Below are 18,127 nucleotides of genomic sequence, written 5' to 3' on the forward strand. Positions count from 1 at the left end.
ATGTCTCAACACGCTCACGATCATCAAGTTCACGCGCCAGATCACGATCATCATCAGCATTTTAATTTACAAAATCGCCGCGCATTTATATTCGCGTTAATTTTAAATGGCGGTTTCGTCATTGTTGAATTAGCGTTTGGTATCTTTGCGCATTCTTTAGCGTTAATTGCTGATGCCATTCATAACTTCGGTGATGTTTTAGGTTTGATGTTAGCGTGGGCGGCTTTGCATTTTGCCCAACGCAAAGCGACGGCGCGGTTTACGTACGGGTTTGGTAGTGCGACTATTTTGGCCGCTTTAGTGAACGCTATTTTATTAATACTAGTAGCGTGTGGCATTGCTTGGGAAGCGTTACATCGTATGCAACAGCCTATTGCAGTTAATACTTCGGTAATGATGGCGGTTGCAGGCATTGGCATTGTGATTAATGCAGCAACGGCGTGGTTGTTTGTTGCGCGTCAACACGAAGATATCAATATCAAAGGCGTGTATTTGCATATGGTGGCCGATGCTTTGGTGTCGGTGGGTGTGGTATTAACCGGTATCGGTATTGCCTTCACTGCATGGCAATGGTTAGATCCAGCCATCAGCGTGCTTATCGCAGTTGTGATTATCGGCAGCACGTGGTCTTTATTGCGTGATGCTGTGCGCATGGCTTTACATGCAGCACCGAATAATATTGATGTTGAAGAAGTGCGCGCTTATCTTCAAAGTTTACCAGGGGTCGCACAAGTACATGATTTACATGTTTGGCCTATCAGCACGACTATCACCGCATTGACTGCTCATTTGCTGATACCAGAAGGTAAGACGAGCGATGCTTTCTTATTAAATACCGCTGCTACCATTAAACAAAAATTTGGCATTGGGCATAGTACTTTGCAAATTGAAACATCTTCGACTACGGAACATATGTGTCATAGTTGGGATGCTGATAATTAATATTTAAACGGGATTTCTATACTTTAAATATTTTTGCACAAGGCTATCGATAATCCATAACAATAATAATGAAATACCTAAAGCCGGTAATAAAATTCCCAATAAAATAATTAGCCAAATTAGATTACCCGAAACGTTAAAGTTTTTTGGCAATGGCGGAGCAGAGGCTAAAGAAAAACCATTGATGGATTCTGGCCGACGTTGCCACCACATGATGATGCCGCTAATGCAGATTAACAAAGTGCCTAATGCTGTTATGAGGCATAACACGAGATTCGCGGTGCCGAAATAGTGGCCTTCATGAATCGCAACTCCAATTTCAATTGCGCGTGCCATTAATGGCATATCTTCCCAGCATTGCTGACCTAAAACCGCGCCTGTGTATTGGTCAATGTGAAAATAACATTGTTGAGCAGGATTCGGTGAATTCACTATAACGTGATAAACGCTGTCGGGATTTTTAGGAAAATTGATATTGACGCTAGTATCTTGTGATATTTTTTTATTAATGGCGTGGATAACCGTATCAATGCCAATCGGTGTCGTTAATTTATCTGGTACCACGGATGAATATAAATTCGGCAACCATGCGGGCTCGCTAGACTGCCCAATCCTTTTTTGGATGAGGTGCATGCTGCCGCCCCAGATGTCGGTCCAGGGCAAGCCGCTTATTAATAATACCGATAACAATATGGATAGATAGATGCCCGTTACGGAATGTATATCTCGCCAAAAAATCCGCTTACTGCTTTTTAAGCGGGGCAGTAATAAACCCCATGGTGAAAATGTGCCGCGTGGCCACCATAAATAAAATCCGCTGATTAATAATACTAAAGCCCAACAAGCGGCGAGCTCAACAAATTTTGTGCCGAATTTACCCAATAATAATTCTCCGTGTAATTCGCGTATCCACGGCATCCATCGCTGGCTTTCATCAAACTTGCCTACTATTTCGCCAGTATAAGGATTTAAAAATACAGTTAGATGCGTTTGCGAGGCGTCACTGATAACTTTGTTATGGTGATTATTATTAGAATCTATCGGAGTTGCTATTCCACTATGTGAAGCATGCGATTGAATAAGGCTTATTTCATTGGCGTGATGAGCGTCGTTTGATAACCTTATCGCGGTTATTTTTGCCGTCGGATAAATTTTCTTGATGATATAAATTTGTTGTGTGACGCTTAATGACGTTTGACTATCGGTGGGTGGTTTTATTAGATATTCATCCCGGATCGATTCATTGTAATAAGGCTCGAATAAATAAATGCCACCACTGATCGCAAGTAGCATAATAATCGGCAGAAAGATTAATCCTGCATAAAAATGCCACCGCCAAATCAAGGCGTAGAGTTTTTTATATTGATTATCGGAATTTTTTTCAATAGTGGTTTTCATTTTTTAAATACCCAAAGGCCATCCGTTTCTAAGGGATGGCCTTTTGATTAAGCTATGGTTGATGACGTGATGTTAAAAAGAATAAGCCACCCCAGCGCTCGCTGTGCGCGGTGTGCCGGGACGATAAACACCATCAGGTGCCCACGAAGGTGCTTCTGCTGTAGTGGCGTAATGATTGTCGAGTACGTTTAATACTTTTACGTCAACAGACCATTGTGAAGTCATGTCGTAAGCCGCGCGCAAGTTTAAAATATATTCGTCGGGTGTTTTTGTGGTGTTGTCTTCGTCTAGGTACCAGCTACCCAGATGTTGTAATTCGCTTTCAACGTTAAAGCCATGTAATACGACAGGATGAAAATCTAGCCGTAAATTGCCAATAGTACGCGGCGATGAAGGAATGGTGTTGCCATCCGCAGGATCATTACCACTTGCTAATTTTTGTATATAAGTATTATCGGTAATCGCGAAAGCGAATTTCATACTGAAATTATTACCTAAAGGACTGCTCACGCCTAGTTCTATACCTTGATAACGCGCTTTGCCGCCATTTTCAGAAATATCACCGGCAGGTGTAGTAACTCCTGCAACGATGCCATCTTTAGTGTCCATGCGATAAGCAGAAATATCTAGGCCTATATTATTATCAAGCCACGCTTTATAACCTAACTCAATGCTATCAATATTTTCCGGATCTAATTTGAATTGTGCTTGAGCAGGATCCAATTCATAAAGTTCAGTGGCATCAGGAATTCTGAAGCCATGTGCATACCGAGCGAATACACTTTGCATATGATTGATACGATAAGTAATGCCGAGTTTTGGATTAAGCTGTGAAAAATCATCATCATCTCGTTCGCCAAGAATTAGGTAAGGATGATCAGGAGTAACATTGCTGCTGTTTAGATGATTAGTGAATTTGTAATTTGAATTTTCGTAACGTAAACCCGCTACTACGATCCAATGTTCACCTAGCGGTTGCGTATGCTGTAAATATGGCGCGAGACTAAGATAATCAACGTCGTAATCTAAATGCACACCTTGCGGGTAGGTAGTGCCATACACGATGCGCGTAACACGGGTCTGTTCAGTGCGTGTATTGAATTGGGTTGATTCAATATCAAATCCCAATACAGTTTCGGTGTTGTTACTGTAACTAAAATAGAGGCGATTAAGTAGACCCACAGTATCGGTAGTTTTATTGGTTAATGGTGTTGTTTCTGGTTCCCAGATAGCCATATAACCGCTGTCAATGGTGCGGTAATAAGGTGTTATTTGTATTTTAGTTTGGGCAGATAGTTGTTTGCTCATTTCAGAACTTATACGTAAATATTGACTCGTTCCTTGTGCTTCATCACGATTAACTTCGGCATCTAAACCATCTTGACTCGGGTCATCATTGTATTGGTCTGCATCAAGAATGCCGGGCATTTGTGAATTAAAATCTGTGTAGGTTAAAATGCTATTAATTTCCCACTCATTATTTTCATATAAGTGACGCGCTAGTAATTGCGCGCGCTCCCATGCAGAAGTCTCGCGCCAACCATCATCTTGTTGATACGAAAAAGCAATCCGCACAGCGTGTTGTTCATTAATGGGAGTATTGATGTCTACGCGAGCATCAACCAGATTATTTTCGCCGCTACGTAAACCCATAGAATGTTTTTTATCGAAAGTAGGTTTTTGACTGAGTGTATTCACTACGGCTGCCATTGCATCGGATCCGTGCAATGCAGTGCCTGGGCCTTTTAAAACTTCCATACCACCAAAAGAAGTCAGCGCAGCGGAATAAGCAAAGGCTGCATGATTAAATGAAATAGGGGATTGTAGTGGTACGTTATCTTGTAAATATAAATAAACATTATTGTATGAAACAGGCAAACGAATCGCAGGTGCATCGACAGGGCCGCGTAGTTGTGTAAAAAATACACCCGGCATTTGATTAATAGTTTCACCAATCCAGCTCGCGTGGTCATTCGCATTTTCTTCGCCGGATAAAGTAGAGATGCTGGCGGGTACAGCCAATGCTTCTTGTTGATTGCCGGAAGTCGTTACTACCATTTCTTCGAGATTTTTTTGATGTTTTTTCGTATCAAGGGTCGTAGCACTCACTTCTGCCGCGCATAAAGTGGGCAATGCCGTAGTGCTCAGCAGGCCAATAGCCAGCCATTGTTGTAAAGAGTACATGCACGTAATCCGAAAGGTTAATTAATTGCGTGCATTATATAGAGGAAAGTTGTCGGGCGTAATGCGACAAAATGTCGCATTAGCAAAGCTAAAATGTGTATTTTGAGCAATCGCTGTGTGTTGTTGAGCCAGCGGACATCTTTAATTCAAAAAAATCTTGCCATCCTTGGCAAGCAAGCATTTAGCTCAAGCTAATGCTCATTTAATGTAAGCATTATATTTTTTAGTTAACTGACTAAAATCAGTTAATAATGTTGTTAGACGATCTTGAATTTTTGTATCGTGTAAAACGTTATTTGCATCAAATGCATCGCCTGCATTGGGCAGTCCAAACAAAGTAGGGTAGACGTGAACGCCCATTGCTTCAAATGGAACACGCGTGTGCCATAAACCGCGAATACCCGCCAATCCACCGGGTGATGCGCACATCAATAGCATGGCTTTGTTGGCCCAAGGATTGGGTTTTAAACGCGAGACCCAATCAGCCGTATTTTTAAAATGTCCGGGAATGCCGCCGTTATATTCCGGGGTGGCGATAATAATAGCTTGCGCTTGGCTGATTTCTTCACCGAGTGCTTTGACGGATGCGGGTATGCCGTTGTGTTCTTGAATGTCGCCATCAAAGGCAGGCATTGGATAATCATTTAAATCTAAAATTTTGTGTTCTATGTCGGGCTGTACGGCATTGAGAATACGCTCAACATTGCGGATGAGTTTTTTGTTTAATGCATCTTTGCGTAATGAGGCAGCGATTAATAAAAATTTCATGCTTAATATCCTAAGCAAGATCAAAAAATAAAAATTCAGCATCACTAAGGGCTTCTAAGCGAAGCATATTTTCTTCGCTAATCGCCACACCATCGCCACGTATGAGTTGATGTTCATTAATACGTAAATTGCCATCAATCATTTGCAGCCATCCATGCCGATGATTTAACAGTGTAATGTCGTGTTGTTGTCCCTGTTTAAATTTACCCGCATAGATATTCACATCTTGATGCAAAGAAACTGAATTTTCGCGGCCGTCTTGTGAAGCCACTAATACAAATGATTGTTGTTTAAATGCATCTAAAAATGATTTTTGCTCATAACCCGGCGCAATGCCGGTACGCTCAGGCAAAATCCAAATTTGTAAAAGGCGAGTGCTGCGATCTTTAAAATGATTAAATTCCGAATGACGTATGCCTGTGCCCGCGCTCATGCGTTGCACATCACCGGCTAGGATGGCAGTGCTGTTGCCCAACGTGTCGCGATGTTCTAAAGCGCCTTCGGTAACATAAGTGATAATTTCCATATCATTATGCGGATGTTCTCCAAAACCGCCGCCGCCGGCGATACGATCTTCATTAATGACTCTTAAAGCACGAAAACCCATGTGCTGAGGATCGTAATAATTAGCGAAGGAAAAGCTGTGATATGAATCTAGCCAGCCATGATTAGCGTGGCCACGTTGTTGACTAGCACGAATTTTAAGCATTGTATTCAACCGGTGATTATATTGTGCTTACTATAAAGGTAAGTTCACCATCACCGCAATCAAACGCTGCTACGCCACAGAATTAGTGCATGCAAATAGTTTTAAATCTTTAGGGTTAATCCATCAGCCAGTGCTTGGCGGTAAGCGCGCAGGGCAGGAATGCAGCCTACGAGAATAGCCCCAATGATGACGCTGCTTAATAGAAAAATTTCATAATAACTGGGTAGATTTATGCTTAATGACAGAGAGAATTTTTCTGCGAGTAAAGATTGGGCAGATAATAAAAATCCATATAGTAATAATAAACCTAGCAGACAGCCTACTGTGCTAACGATGATAACTTCGCTGAGTAATAATGCGACGATATGAATAGGGCGTGCACCGATAGCGCGCAAGATAGCCATTTCGCGACGACGTTCAGCTAACGAGCTTAGAATGACACCTAACATACCGCTTAAGCCGGTTAGTACTACGAAAATTGAAATGAATTGCAGCGTTTTTTCTACCATGCTCAAACTGTCCCACAATTGTTGTAGGGTAACGCCCGGTAAAATCGCAAGTAATGCTTCTTTGGGATAACGATTGATACTGCGTTGAAGTTGAAAAGTGTCGATTCTATTATGTAAGCCCAGCATAAATGCCGTAATCGTTTTGGGTGTTAAATCGCTTTGTCGGTTAGTCACAACGTTAATTTCCTCACCGGGTGCAGGTGGTACACCGGCTTGCCAATCGATGTGAATAGCTTCTATCGCCGCTAAACTGACATGCACGGTACGATCAACGGGGGTACCGGTTTTAGCTAATATCCCCGCGATCCGAAAAGGTTTGTCATCGTGCAAAGAAAAACTAACTTGCGAAGTGCCATGAGCGATAACAATCGATTGATTTAGTTTGTAATTAAGTTCCTTCGCTACTTCTGCGCCTATGACTGCATCATATAAATCGCTAAAAGGTTTGCCTGTTGCAAATTGCAAATCTTTTGTTCGCGCATAACGATAATGTTTAAAGTAATCTTCCGTTGTACCTAATACTCGATAACCGCGATGTGAGTCGCCCAGCGACAAGGGAATGGACCATGCCACTTTTGTGCTGCTGCTAATTGTTTGATAAGTATCCCATGAAATATTATTAACTGCGTCACCCATTCGAAATACAGAATACAATAATAATTGCACTGAACCCGTACGTGCACCGACTATTAAATCAGTTCCAGAAATTGTATTACTAAAACCAGAACGCGCTTCTACCCGAACACGCTCCACAATAAGCAATAAAGCTACGCTGGTCGCAATCGTAAAAACTGTTAATAGAACAGTAAATTTTCTATTGAGCAAGCTGCTAAAAGCGAGTTTAAATATATTCATAAATAAGTGGATGGTTCGTTGGTAAGCGCTCTATTAAGCGATTTCATGTCAAGACAGCGATCAAAAGCCGTAGCCAATTGCTGATCATGACTAACGAAGATAAGTGTGCTGTGGGTTTTGTCGCATTCTTCAAATAATAATTCAAGGAAATTATGCCGGCTGTCTGCATCTAGGGAAGAGGTGGGCTCGTCGGCAATAATTAATGCAGGTTGTCCAATTAATGCACGTGCCACGGCTACTCGTTGTTGTTGGCCGACACTTAAATCGGCGACATTGCGTTTATGTAAAAAATTATTATTAATCCCAAGACGCTCCGCCAGTCGACTTGCTTCATTAGCAAGTGTGGTGTTTTCTTTTAAAACGTTGTGTTTTCTACGTTTCGAGAAGTGGCAGGGCTGAATAATATTATCGACAATGGAAAGATAGGGTAGCAAATTAAATTGCTGAAAAATAAAACCTATATTGTCTGCTCTAAAGCGATCACGTTGCGCACCCGACAAAGCATTAAGCGAGGTGTCTAGCACCGTAATGTCGCCAGTATTTGGTTTAAAAACGCCGCCTAATAAATTAAGCAAAGTGCTTTTACCGCTGCCGCTAGCGCCTTTGATAAATATTTTTTCATTTCTATAAATCGTTAATTCTTCGATTTCGAGTGCCCAATGTTGTTGCCGGGGCCAACAAAAACCGAGATTTTGTATGGTGACAATAGATTCACGGTTTTCGATGGAAGGCGTTTGCATATTGGTTTTTCTGAATCAAAAGGTAATAGTAGATTTTTTCTTGGAAATTACCGCTGCGCTTTGTCTGTCTTGATTAATTAATTGTACATTTAATGTTTCTAAATTCGGAAAGTCTTTAAATAGATTTACGTTCAGGATTTTAAGACGGCTGATATTCTGGCAACTGAATGTATAGCTAGCATCAAAATCCGCATGACTTTCTTCGTTTGCGTGTGCGGCTTTATCGTGCTTATGCTTGCCATCATTGTGCGCATGCTCAGAACTTATGAGTGCCGATTCTATGTCAGCGGATTGTAATTTGCAGCCGGCTTCTGGATTAAAGATAAATAAGACATTGCCATTTTTAAGGGTGGCTACAGATTTGCTAATAGCTTCTCGTTGTTTTTTATTCTTAGGTTTGTGTTCAAAACCCACGATATCGTCAGCCGGTGATTCTAAATTAATTTGAATAATGGATTTTTCAATGACGATGTCTAATTTGCCCGTACCGTGTTTATGAGCATCATGATGTTCGGCTAATTCTGCGTTAGCTAATGATGCGACAGTGGCGATGAGGAGTAAACTAAAAAAACGAATTGTCGTATGCATAAAGATTGCTCCTAGTATCAGTGTAAAGAGTCGTCGGTAGTCGGTTGTTCCCAGCTAGGGAAGGGATCGTTATAGTTTGACCATTGTGCGGGAGATTGTTGCATTTCTTCGTCAGTGAGCAAACAAGCATTCAGTTGTTCGCGGGCTGATGCTTCGTCGATATTTTGGCCAATGAAAACAATTTCTTGGCGACGATCCCCAAAAGGTTCAACCGATTTTTCTAAGATACGTTGAATATCAGCGGGATGTTGCGGCCATTGATCTTCGGCAACCGCTGCCCACCATAAACCCGCAACACCATGATGCATGAGGCCTCCGGCTTGTGACCACGCACCTGCATAATCGGGGCGCGTGGCTAACCAAAAATAACCTTTGGAGCGTAGCAGGGTACCATTATTCCATCCTTGTGATAAAAAGTTGTAAAAACGTTCAGGATGAAAAGGTCGACGTGCGCTGTAAGTGAAATTAGTAATACCATACTCTTGTGTTTCAGGAATATGTTCACCGCGCATTTCTTTTAACCAACCAGGAGCTTGTGCAGCACGGTCGAAATCGAATAAATGAGTGTTAAGAATTTCCTTGAGCGCCACATCTCCCATTCTCATGGGTAAAATTTTTGCTTCCGCATTAAGGCTGCGCAGAATCGCTTGCAGATTTTTAGTTTCTTCGGCAGAAATTAAATCGGCTTTGCTAATGAGTAAAACATCGGCAAATTCAATTTGTTCGATTAATAAATCTGCAATATTGCGATCATCGTCTTCACCACTTGATTGCCCGGTATCTCGTACGCTTTCGGCCATTTGATAATCATTCATGAAGTTAACGGCATCGACCACTGTCACCATAGTATCTAATCGAGCAATATCCGATAAGCTCACGCCATCATCATCGCGAAAGGTAAATGTTTCAGCCACCGGTAAAGGTTCTGAGATGCCAGTCGATTCTATCAGCAAATAATCAAAACGATTTTCTTTGGCGAGTTGCGTTACTTCTTTCAGTAAATCTTCGCGTAAAGTACAGCAAATGCAACCGTTGCTCATTTCAATTAATTTTTCTTCGGACCGATTTAATGAGATTTCATTCGCTACTATGCTGGCATCAATATTAATGTCACTCATATCGTTTACAATTAAAGCGATACGTAAATTATGTTGATTACGTAAAATAGCATTCAGTAACGTTGTTTTTCCCGCGCCTAAAAAACCAGATAAAACCGTGACGGGTAATATTTTTTGCATACCAATACCTTAAGAGAGTGATTTTGTCGGACGCGAAGAGTGATGTTGATGACTGTGCCAATTTAAACAATGAGCGATTGCGATTAGAATAACGCCACTCACCGTGAAGTAAGTTTCTTGGCTTTCATTGTTGGCATACATTATTGCGAGTGTCATCAGTGTTAATCCGATTATGCCGATCAGCAGCCATGCGAGTTGTCGATGCTGGCGAAAACCTAGCCATAATCCCAGCAAACTTACTGGAATAGCGGTAGTCAATAAGCCGATATGTAACCATTCGGCATCAGTGAATATGCTTATGAGAGGCGAGGCGGTGATGAGCAGGGGCAGCAATAAGCAGTGAGCCAAACAAATAAGCGATAGTAGTAGCGCGCTACCATCGAAATAACGGAGTTCTGGATTATTACGATTAGGCATGGTGGGTCAGCGTTTTAGAATTCAAGATACGTAATATTATTACACATCCAATATTGTTACAATATTACATAAATAGGTGTTTTTATGAATCGAGTACGGTATTTGGTCAGGCAAAATTTAGCGCTGTGCTTGCTGTTATTTTGTGCGGCTGGAATTGCAGCGCCAGCGAGTAAGCCCATAGTTGAAAAGTCGGTAAAAATGGCGCCAGCAAAGCCCAAAACTATTGAATGGACCGCGTTAATGCCATCCAGTGATCAAAAAGCTTTGCAACTGGCGCCCCCGATTAGTCACAACATCGTGATGGATTTTGATGAAAATGGGGAGCTTAAGTGGGAGTTACCAGAGGTTTATAGTTCGGCCAAAACCGTCCCGACCATGCATGGCCAGTACATCAAGATTGCCGGATTTATTGTGCCGATTGAAATGGATGAAAAGCACATTTATGAATTTTTCTTGGTGCCGTATTTTGGTGCTTGCATCCATGTACCGCCACCACCGCCTAATCAAATAATCTATGTTCGATATCCACAAGGTTTAACCGCGGCGGAAATAATTGATCCCTTTTGGGTAGTGGGGACGTTGCAAATTGAAAAAGTTGCGAAGGGTATCGCCGCGTCTAGTTATACATTGAAGGCGGATAAAGTTTACATCTATAAATGATATGTTAGCCGCAGTGCTGACAAATTCCATGTGCTTCAATGGTTTGTCGATTAATCTTAAATCCAATCTTAGCTGCTTGCGCCTCCAATGACTGCATTGAAACGCTGGTATGCGCCTCGGTGACGGAGCCACAGCGTTCACAAATGAGTAATTGACCGACACTCGTGTCTTGAGGATGGCGGCACACGACAAAAGTGCTATCTGACGCAATGCGATGAATAAAGCCGTACGCACTTAAAAAATCAAGGGCTCTATAAACAGTGATAGGTTTGGCCGAAGGTGTGGTCGTTTGCAGCATATCTAATAAATCATAGGCACCGATGGCGTGGCCTGACCTGAGCATCAGCTCAAATACTTCGCGACGGCTTTTAGTTAAACGTAAGCCTTGTTGCTGGCATAGCGTATCAAGTGTCGCTAATAAATGATCATTTTCAATATTCACGTGAACAAGCCTAAACATAAGGTTGTTTAGTATAACGAAAGCAGCTATCACTCGGATGTCGGTATTTCAAAGCTATTCAGAAGATCGCACTGCACACTGATTGCGAATGTTATTCTATTTAACATAATACACATTATGCGAAGTAAATAATAAAGCGCAAAGCACGGGTTTAAGGCTATTTAGTCAGTAAAGCCCATCTTCACTGCGGCTGGCATTAATTACCGTTTCCCATTGTCGTAGCCAATCAATACAATTGCGCATCTTTTTGGACGGGCCTATTGATGACTTATATAAAGCGTTTCAGTGAAGTTGGGATTGACGATGTTGCTATTGTCGGCGGCAAAAATGCGTCACTGGGTGAAATGTATTCATCGCTTTCAAAGCTGGGTGTTAAGGTCCCAAATGGCTTCGCTATTACCGCTGAAGCATTTCGTTATTACTTAACTTTCAATAACTTAGATGAACAAATAAAAAATCTTATCACTCAGCTGAACGTTGAGGATTTGGATAGTTTGCATGATATCGGCGGTAAAATTCGAGCCAGTATTGAATACGGCGAAATGCCTGAAGATCTGCGCGATCAAATCATCAGTGCTTACAATGAACTGGCCGAAGAATACGGCATGGAAAAACCTGACGTTGCCGTCCGTAGTTCAGCTACCGCTGAAGACTTACCGAATGCCTCTTTTGCAGGCCAGCAAGAAAGTTATCTTAATATTCGCGGGACGCGGAACCTTATCAGCACCTGTAAGAAGGTCTTTGCATCATTATATACAGACCGTGCCATTGCCTACCGTGTACATCAGGGCTTTGATCACACCGGCGTTGCTTTGTCGATTGCAGTACAAAAGATGGTGCGTTCCGATATGGCGTCATCGGGTGTGATGTTTACCATTGATACTGAAACCGGTTTTAAGAATGTGGTCTTTATTACGGCGGCCTATGGCCTAGGTGAAAACGTCGTGCAAGGCACGGTGAATCCCGATGAATATTATGTATTTAAACCTGCGCTTGCTAAGCCCAATACCTTACCTATTATTAAACGTCAGTTAGGTAGTAAAGATTTAAAAATGATTTACACGGGCGATCATCAAGCCGGTATGTCAACGAAGAATGTGCCAGTTCATCCTGAAGATCAACGTAGCTTTACGTTAAGCGATGAAGAAATTGTTACCCTCGCCCGTTATGCTGCGATTATTGAAGATCACTACTGCAATAAACACAATCGTTATTCTCCCATGGATATTGAGTGGGCCAAAGATGGCGTGACCAATGAATTATTTATTGTGCAAGCGCGTCCTGAAACGGTGCAATCACAAAGCAATCATTTGATCCATGAAGTTTATGAGTTGCAAGTGGCGGCTGATGCGAAAAAAATTGTGGCGCAAGGTAAAAGCGTTGGTAAAAAAATCGCTTCGGGTAAAGCTAAAGTTATTTTAGAAGCGAAAGACATGCACGATTTGCACGATGGCGAAGTATTAGTAACCGATATTACGGATCCTGATTGGGAACCCGTTATGAAACGTGCTTCTGCGATTGTCACCAATCGTGGTGGACGTACATGCCATGCTGCGATCATTGCGCGTGAATTAGGTATTCCGGCGATCGTGGGTTGTGGTGATGCAACGAATCGTATTAGTGAAGGTGAAGCCTTAACGATTTCTTGCGCTGAAGGTGATAGTGGTTATGTGTATGAAGGTCTCCTGCCCTTTAAAAAACATCAAATTGATTTGTCGGGATTGGCAACAACACGCACAAAATTAATGCTGAATGTTGGTAATCCGGAAATTGCATTTGAAGCTTCTTTCTTGCCTTCCGAAGGTGTTGGTTTGGCACGTTTGGAATTTATTATTAATAATTCTATTGGCATTCATCCACGCGCTTTAATAGAGTTTGATAAGTTAGATGAATATACCCAGTATCGCATTGAAAAAAATATGCGGGGTTACACAGATCCAAAAGCATTTTATGTAGAAAAATTATCCGAAGGCGTCGGTACATTAGTAGCCGCGTTTCACCCTCGCCCGGTGATTGTTCGCTTAAGTGATTTTAAATCTAACGAATATGCCGCCATGATTGGTGGCGATCGTTATGAACCTGATGAAGAAAATCCGATGTTAGGTTTTCGTGGTGCATCACGTTATTTTGCGCCTGAATTTACCGATTGCTTTGCATTGGAATGCCAGGCTTTGAAAAAAGTCCGCGATGAAATGGGTTTAGACAATATGATTCTAATGGTGCCTTTTGTGCGCACTGTGGCAGAAGGTAAACGTGTATTAGAGTTATTAGCAAAAAATGGTTTGAAGCGTGGTGAGAATGGTTTAAAAGTTTATCTCATGTGCGAATTACCTGCTAATGCCCTACTCGCTGATCAATTTCTTGATCACTTCGATGGTTTTTCAATCGGTTCAAATGATTTAACGCAGCTAACTTTAGGCGTGGATCGTGATTCCGGTATTTTAACGGGTTACGATGAACGCAATGATGCGGTCAAAGCGTTGTTAGTGATGGCAATTGAAGCATGTAATCGTCGCGGCAAATATGTTGGTATTTGTGGTCAAGCGCCGTCAGATTTTCCGGAGTTTACGGAATTTTTGGTTGAGCATAATATTCAATCGATATCATTAAATCCTGATAGCTTGTTAGAAATGAAAAGTATTGTTTTAAAAACCGAACAAAAAATGCCACATTTGGCTGAAGTGGTTAATCGTTAATTAAGTTGCACTAAGCGCTACCCAGAGGCCGCCTTGTTAATCATTAAAACAGGCGGCTTCTTTATATAAGCATGTTATTCATTATATTAATTTATAGAGAGAATCTGTTATGCCAAAAAATGCATTTTATGCGCAATCCGGTGGTGTTACTGCCGTTATCAATGCCACTGCTGCAGGTCTTATTGAAACAGCACGTCTACATCCAGATAAAATCGGTAAAGTGTATGCAGGACGCAACGGCATCATTGGTGCGTTAACAGAAGATTTAATTGATACGAGTTTAGAGTCAGCAGAATCCATCGCTGCATTACGTCACACGCCAGCAGGTGCATTTGGTTCTTGTCGTTACAAACTTAAAGGCTTAGAAGAAAACAAAGCGGAATATGAACGTCTGATCGAAGTATTTAAAGCGCATGATATTGGTTATTTTTTCTATAACGGTGGCGGTGATTCACAAGATACGTCACATAAAATTTCTCAGCTTGGCGAAAAAATGGGTTATCCAATGATCTGTATTGGTGTACCAAAAACCGTGGATAACGATTTGCCGATTACTGATAACTGCCCTGGTTTTGGTTCCGTTGCTAAATATGTTGCGGTATCCATTAAAGAAGCTGCGTTTGATGTTGCGTCGATGGCCAAGACATCAACTAAAGTTTTTGTGATGGAAGTTATGGGTCGACATGCGGGTTGGATTGCAGCGGCTGGAGGTTTGGCGCAAGAATTTAAGGGCGATGCTCCGCATATTATTTTATTTCCAGAAATTGCTTTTGATGAAGCGGCATTTTTAAGCCGTGTTAAAGAGTCGGTTGATCAATATGGTTATTGTTGCATCGTAGTATCAGAAGGTGTGCGTAATGCGAATGGTCAATTCTTAGCCGAGGCTGGCGGCAAAGATGCATTTGGTCATGCGCAACTAGGCGGCGTTGCGCCGACGATTGCAGAATTAATTAAATTAAAATTAGGCTACAAATATCATTGGGCAGTAGCCGATTACTTACAACGTGCGGCAAGACACATAGCTTCAAAAACCGATGTTGAACAAGCGTATGCGATGGGTAAAGCAGCAGTGGAATTTGCGCTTGCGGGCAAAAATGCAGTGATGCCAACGATAGAACGCATTTCAGATCAGCCTTATGCTTGGAAAGTAGGTGTTGCTTCATTGGCTGATGTCGCGAATGTTGAGAAAAAAATGCCACGTGATTTTATTACTGCAGATGGTTTTGGTATTACAGAAGCATGCCGAAATTATTTAAGTCCCCTCATTCAAGGTGAAGACTACCCTCCCTATCACAATGGTTTGCCAAAGTATGTGCGCTTGCAGAATATTTCGGTTACAAAAAAGTTAAATACCGAATTTAATTTGAAAAAGTAATTTCCCTTCCGTTTTGCCTTTTGTTTTTAACGGTCTGTACTAGACTAACATCATCGAATGTTGCACCATCGGGTCATATTGTGGATCTTATGGTGCAATCACAAAGCGCTATAATATCTTTCGCTATTCAAATTTATAATGAAACCATATTTCGAGGGGGATTTATGTCTCTATATAAACATCCAGTTATTACTACTTCTGTTGCCTGCTTCTCAATCTTAATGCTGCAACCGGCGTTCGCAGCCGCGCTTGATGAAATTGTTGTAACCGCTCAAAAACGCGAACAAAATTTACAAGACGTGCCCCTATCTGTTACCGCTGTTTCAGGTCGAAAAATGCAACAAATGTTATTAAATGATATGACAGCTGTTGCTGCATATGTCCCCGGCCTATCAATAGATGTTAGTGATGATACAAATATACATATGCGTGGTTTAGGTTCTGGCGATAACGAAGGATTTGAGCAATCAGTGGGTATGTATATTGATGGCGTTTATATGAGTCGCGGTCGTCAATATCGAAGTGCTTTAGTCGATGTAAATCGTGTTGAAGTCGTGAAAGGCCCACAAGGTATTTTGTTTGGTCAAAACACTATTGCCGGCGCGATCAGCGTTGTTACTAATCGTCCCACAGATACGTTTGAAGCGAGTGCCTCTGCTACCGTTGGCATTGAATACGGTGATGATCAAATAACGGGCATTATTTCAGGGCCATTGACTGAAAAAATTAAAGGTCGTTTTGTAGTTAACGCTCATCAAATGGATGGTTATTTAGAAAATACAAATGCCACAACGAATGTTGAAGGTGCGCCTGGTGATGTACCGCAAGATGATGATCATACCCTTCGGGGTAGTTTAGACATTGCCGTAAATGAAAATGTAAATATGTTTATTAAAGCAGAGTTAGGCAGTTATGAACGTTTAAATAGCACTACTCAAATGACGGTTAATGGTAATTTCACTCCTACTGCTTCTTGGGGAAATTTATTTCAACTCGCCGATCCTACCCATGAAACGACTCTTGATACGACGGTGCATAGTGGCTCGGATAACGCGGATAAACAATATAAAGAGTTTGATACAACCGACACTCAGAATTTAGTTTTTAGTCTTGATCATGCTTTAAAAGATGGTTTGGTTATGACATATGTTACGGGCTACACCGATTACGATTATCAAAATGCTAAAGACGTTGACTTTACGCCATTACCGTTAATTTTTCGCGAACGTCAACAAGCATTTGATCAGTTAAGTCAAGAAATTCGTATTACCTCCCCTGCCGGTGAAAATATTGAATATATCGGCGGCGTTTATTATCAGCAAGATAATTTAGATAGTCATGTGCGCAGTGATTTACATGGAAAAACGTTAGGTATTTTAAATTCCCAATTTAATTTTCTGACGGCATCCATCATTAATAACTTTGAACAAGATGGCACTACTGCCGCAGTATTTGCGCAAGGCAGTATTAAGTTGCCTGCTAACACCAAATTAACATTAGGCGGTCGTTACAGCAGTGTGCGAAAGGAAGTAAGCAAAAATCAATATATTGCTAATTACGGTACTGAAACAGAAAATGTTTTATTGCAGACACCGATGTTAGGTTTAGGTTTTGATAAACATAGTTTTACTCAATCACGTACCGATACAGAGTTCACGCCTTCTGTTAATTTTCAGTGGGAGCCTGATGCTACTGCCATGTTATATGCAGGTGTTTCTACGGGTTTTAAAGCCGGTGGTTTTAATGAAGATCAAGAATCGGCCAATCCTGCGTTTAATCCTGATTATCGCGATGAGTTTGCTTATGATCCAGAAACATCTGCTTCTTTGGAATTAGGCAGTAAGTTCAATTTAAATGATGGCGCAACTCGCTTAAACATAGCATTGTTTTATACGCAGTTTGAAAACTTACAAACCTCTACACTCGTCGGTACAAATTTTGTAGTGAGTAATGCTGCAGAAGCAACCACCACCGGTTTTGAAATAGATACTCAATGGCTCGTAACTGAAAGTTTAGAGGCGGGTGGTAGCGTGGCGTATGTCAAAGCTGAGTTTGATAAATTCAATAATGCGCCCTGCACTTCACCCGTGGCAGCAGCGTATCTCGCAGGACGTTGTACTATTACAGGTACATCACCATTAGACATTCCGATTGGTTCGACTGATTTATCAGGCCAAACCTTACCGTTTGCGCCTGAGTGGACGGCTAATGTATATGCGCGTTATATCATTCCAATGAATGATTTAAATTGGACGATTCAAGGTGATGCAAATTATACGGACGCTTATTTCTTTGAAGCGGATTTAGATCCTCTGGATAAACAAGATGCATATACCAAATATGATCTGCGTTTAGCGCTGGGTCATGCCGATGGGATTTGGGAAGCGGCGTTAGTGGGTAAAAATATTACCGATAAAATCACAGCGGTTGCGGGTGGCGATGTGCCTTTCTTGTCTGATATCAGTAGTGGTGAAGCGCCGCATTATGTTTGGACTGCACCGGGTCGTAATTACTTAGTTAATTTTACGTATCGTTTTAAATAAGTAATCAGCATTTACTGAAAGGCGCTCATGTTGGTGTTTATGAGC

15 protein-coding genes are annotated in these 18,127 nt (G+C 41.6%); 5 read left to right on the forward strand and 10 right to left on the reverse strand.

Translation table 11 applies throughout. The features are described 5' to 3' along the window. Positions 1–942 carry a cation transporter gene (locus H0W44_06390; GenBank protein MBA3582066.1) on the forward strand — a complete coding sequence of 314 codons (942 nt, stop codon included), beginning with the start codon at positions 1–3 and terminating at the stop codon, positions 940–942. A 3-nt stretch (positions 943–945) separates the two neighbouring features. Here H0W44_06390 and H0W44_06395 read toward each other — a convergent pair whose 3' ends face one another. From H0W44_06395 to H0W44_06435, 9 genes are all read right to left on the reverse strand, one after another. Further along, entirely contained in the window at positions 946–2,340 is a 1,395-nt protein-coding gene (locus H0W44_06395) for a PepSY domain-containing protein (GenBank protein MBA3582067.1), read from the reverse strand. 72 nt (positions 2,341–2,412) lie between these two features. Beyond that, positions 2,413–4,524, reverse strand: coding sequence for a TonB-dependent receptor (locus H0W44_06400; GenBank protein ID MBA3582068.1), 2,112 nt, complete (start codon positions 4,522–4,524; stop codon positions 2,413–2,415). Positions 4,525–4,722: 198 nt separating this feature from the next. Then, positions 4,723–5,292 carry an NAD(P)H-dependent oxidoreductase gene (locus H0W44_06405; GenBank protein MBA3582069.1) on the reverse strand — a complete coding sequence of 190 codons (570 nt, stop codon included), beginning with the start codon at positions 5,290–5,292 and terminating at the stop codon, positions 4,723–4,725. A gap of 10 nt (positions 5,293–5,302) precedes the next feature. Then, on the reverse strand, positions 5,303–6,001 hold the full coding sequence (locus H0W44_06410) for a pirin family protein (GenBank protein MBA3582070.1): 699 nt from the start codon (positions 5,999–6,001) through the stop codon (positions 5,303–5,305). Positions 6,002–6,102: 101 nt separating this feature from the next. Next, positions 6,103–7,365 carry an ABC transporter permease gene (locus H0W44_06415; protein ID MBA3582071.1) on the reverse strand — a complete coding sequence of 421 codons (1,263 nt, stop codon included), beginning with the start codon at positions 7,363–7,365 and terminating at the stop codon, positions 6,103–6,105. Beyond that, positions 7,362–8,105, reverse strand: coding sequence for an ABC transporter ATP-binding protein (locus H0W44_06420; protein MBA3582072.1), 744 nt, complete (start codon positions 8,103–8,105; stop codon positions 7,362–7,364). The genes H0W44_06415 and H0W44_06420 overlap by 4 nt, the downstream gene beginning before the upstream one ends. 15 nt (positions 8,106–8,120) lie before the next feature. After that, positions 8,121–8,693: a DUF2796 domain-containing protein gene (locus H0W44_06425; GenBank protein ID MBA3582073.1), complete on the reverse strand. Its 573-nt coding sequence runs from the start codon at positions 8,691–8,693 to the stop codon at positions 8,121–8,123. 17 nt (positions 8,694–8,710) lie between these two features. Next, positions 8,711–9,931 carry a GTP-binding protein gene (locus H0W44_06430; protein ID MBA3582074.1) on the reverse strand — a complete coding sequence of 407 codons (1,221 nt, stop codon included), beginning with the start codon at positions 9,929–9,931 and terminating at the stop codon, positions 8,711–8,713. A 9-nt stretch (positions 9,932–9,940) separates the two neighbouring features. Then, a complete protein-coding gene (locus H0W44_06435; protein MBA3582075.1) occupies positions 9,941–10,348 on the reverse strand; it encodes a MerC domain-containing protein in 408 nt (135 codons plus the stop codon). Between the two features lie 84 nt (positions 10,349–10,432). On the opposite strand from H0W44_06435, the gene H0W44_06440 reads away from it, so the two are divergent. Beyond that, complete coding sequence (locus H0W44_06440) at positions 10,433–11,008, forward strand: DUF3299 domain-containing protein (GenBank protein MBA3582076.1); 576 nt, start codon at positions 10,433–10,435, stop codon at positions 11,006–11,008. 4 nt (positions 11,009–11,012) lie between these two features. On the opposite strand, the gene H0W44_06445 is transcribed toward H0W44_06440, so the two are convergent. Beyond that, the gene (locus H0W44_06445) at positions 11,013–11,468 is read right to left on the reverse strand and encodes a transcriptional repressor (GenBank protein MBA3582077.1); all 456 of its coding nucleotides are present in this window, start codon (positions 11,466–11,468) and stop codon (positions 11,013–11,015) included. A 263-nt stretch (positions 11,469–11,731) separates the two neighbouring features. Here H0W44_06445 and ppsA point away from each other — a divergent pair, with 263 nt between their 5' ends. The 3 genes from ppsA to H0W44_06460 all read left to right on the forward strand — a co-directional run bounded on the left by ppsA (position 11,732) and on the right by H0W44_06460 (position 18,082). Continuing rightward, positions 11,732–14,164, forward strand: a complete 2,433-nt coding sequence (ppsA, locus tag H0W44_06450; protein ID MBA3582078.1) for a phosphoenolpyruvate synthase — start codon at positions 11,732–11,734, stop codon at positions 14,162–14,164. Between the two features lie 109 nt (positions 14,165–14,273). Continuing rightward, positions 14,274–15,539 carry a 6-phosphofructokinase gene (locus H0W44_06455; protein ID MBA3582079.1) on the forward strand — a complete coding sequence of 422 codons (1,266 nt, stop codon included), beginning with the start codon at positions 14,274–14,276 and terminating at the stop codon, positions 15,537–15,539. Between the two features lie 164 nt (positions 15,540–15,703). After that, positions 15,704–18,082 carry a TonB-dependent receptor gene (locus H0W44_06460; protein MBA3582080.1) on the forward strand — a complete coding sequence of 793 codons (2,379 nt, stop codon included), beginning with the start codon at positions 15,704–15,706 and terminating at the stop codon, positions 18,080–18,082. Positions 18,083–18,127 lie beyond the last annotated feature (45 nt).

Source organism: Gammaproteobacteria bacterium (assembly GCA_013817245.1).
In the GTDB taxonomy this organism is placed as follows: domain Bacteria; phylum Pseudomonadota; class Gammaproteobacteria; order HTCC5015; family HTCC5015; genus JACDDA01.

Bases quoted from the DNA above. Each gene is read 5' to 3' on its own strand.
- H0W44_06390 (MBA3582066.1), top strand. From the start codon at position 1: ATGTCTCAACACGCTCACGATCATCAAGTTCACGCGCCAGATCACGAT.
- H0W44_06405 (MBA3582069.1), bottom strand. From the start codon at position 5,292: ATGAAATTTTTATTAATCGCTGCCTCATTACGCAAAGATGCATTAAAC.
- ppsA (MBA3582078.1), top strand. From the start codon at position 11,732: ATGACTTATATAAAGCGTTTCAGTGAAGTTGGGATTGACGATGTTGCT.
- H0W44_06435 (MBA3582075.1), bottom strand. From the start codon at position 10,348: ATGCCTAATCGTAATAATCCAGAACTCCGTTATTTCGATGGTAGCGCG.
- H0W44_06420 (MBA3582072.1), bottom strand. From the start codon at position 8,105: ATGCAAACGCCTTCCATCGAAAACCGTGAATCTATTGTCACCATACAA.
- H0W44_06455 (MBA3582079.1), top strand. From the start codon at position 14,274: ATGCCAAAAAATGCATTTTATGCGCAATCCGGTGGTGTTACTGCCGTT.
- H0W44_06445 (MBA3582077.1), bottom strand. From the start codon at position 11,468: ATGTTTAGGCTTGTTCACGTGAATATTGAAAATGATCATTTATTAGCG.
- H0W44_06430 (MBA3582074.1), bottom strand. From the start codon at position 9,931: ATGCAAAAAATATTACCCGTCACGGTTTTATCTGGTTTTTTAGGCGCG.
- H0W44_06415 (MBA3582071.1), bottom strand. From the start codon at position 7,365: ATGAATATATTTAAACTCGCTTTTAGCAGCTTGCTCAATAGAAAATTT.
- H0W44_06460 (MBA3582080.1), top strand. From the start codon at position 15,704: ATGTCTCTATATAAACATCCAGTTATTACTACTTCTGTTGCCTGCTTC.
- H0W44_06395 (MBA3582067.1), bottom strand. From the start codon at position 2,340: ATGAAAACCACTATTGAAAAAAATTCCGATAATCAATATAAAAAACTC.
- H0W44_06425 (MBA3582073.1), bottom strand. From the start codon at position 8,693: ATGCATACGACAATTCGTTTTTTTAGTTTACTCCTCATCGCCACTGTC.
- H0W44_06400 (MBA3582068.1), bottom strand. From the start codon at position 4,524: ATGTACTCTTTACAACAATGGCTGGCTATTGGCCTGCTGAGCACTACG.
- H0W44_06410 (MBA3582070.1), bottom strand. From the start codon at position 6,001: ATGCTTAAAATTCGTGCTAGTCAACAACGTGGCCACGCTAATCATGGC.
- H0W44_06440 (MBA3582076.1), top strand. From the start codon at position 10,433: ATGAATCGAGTACGGTATTTGGTCAGGCAAAATTTAGCGCTGTGCTTG.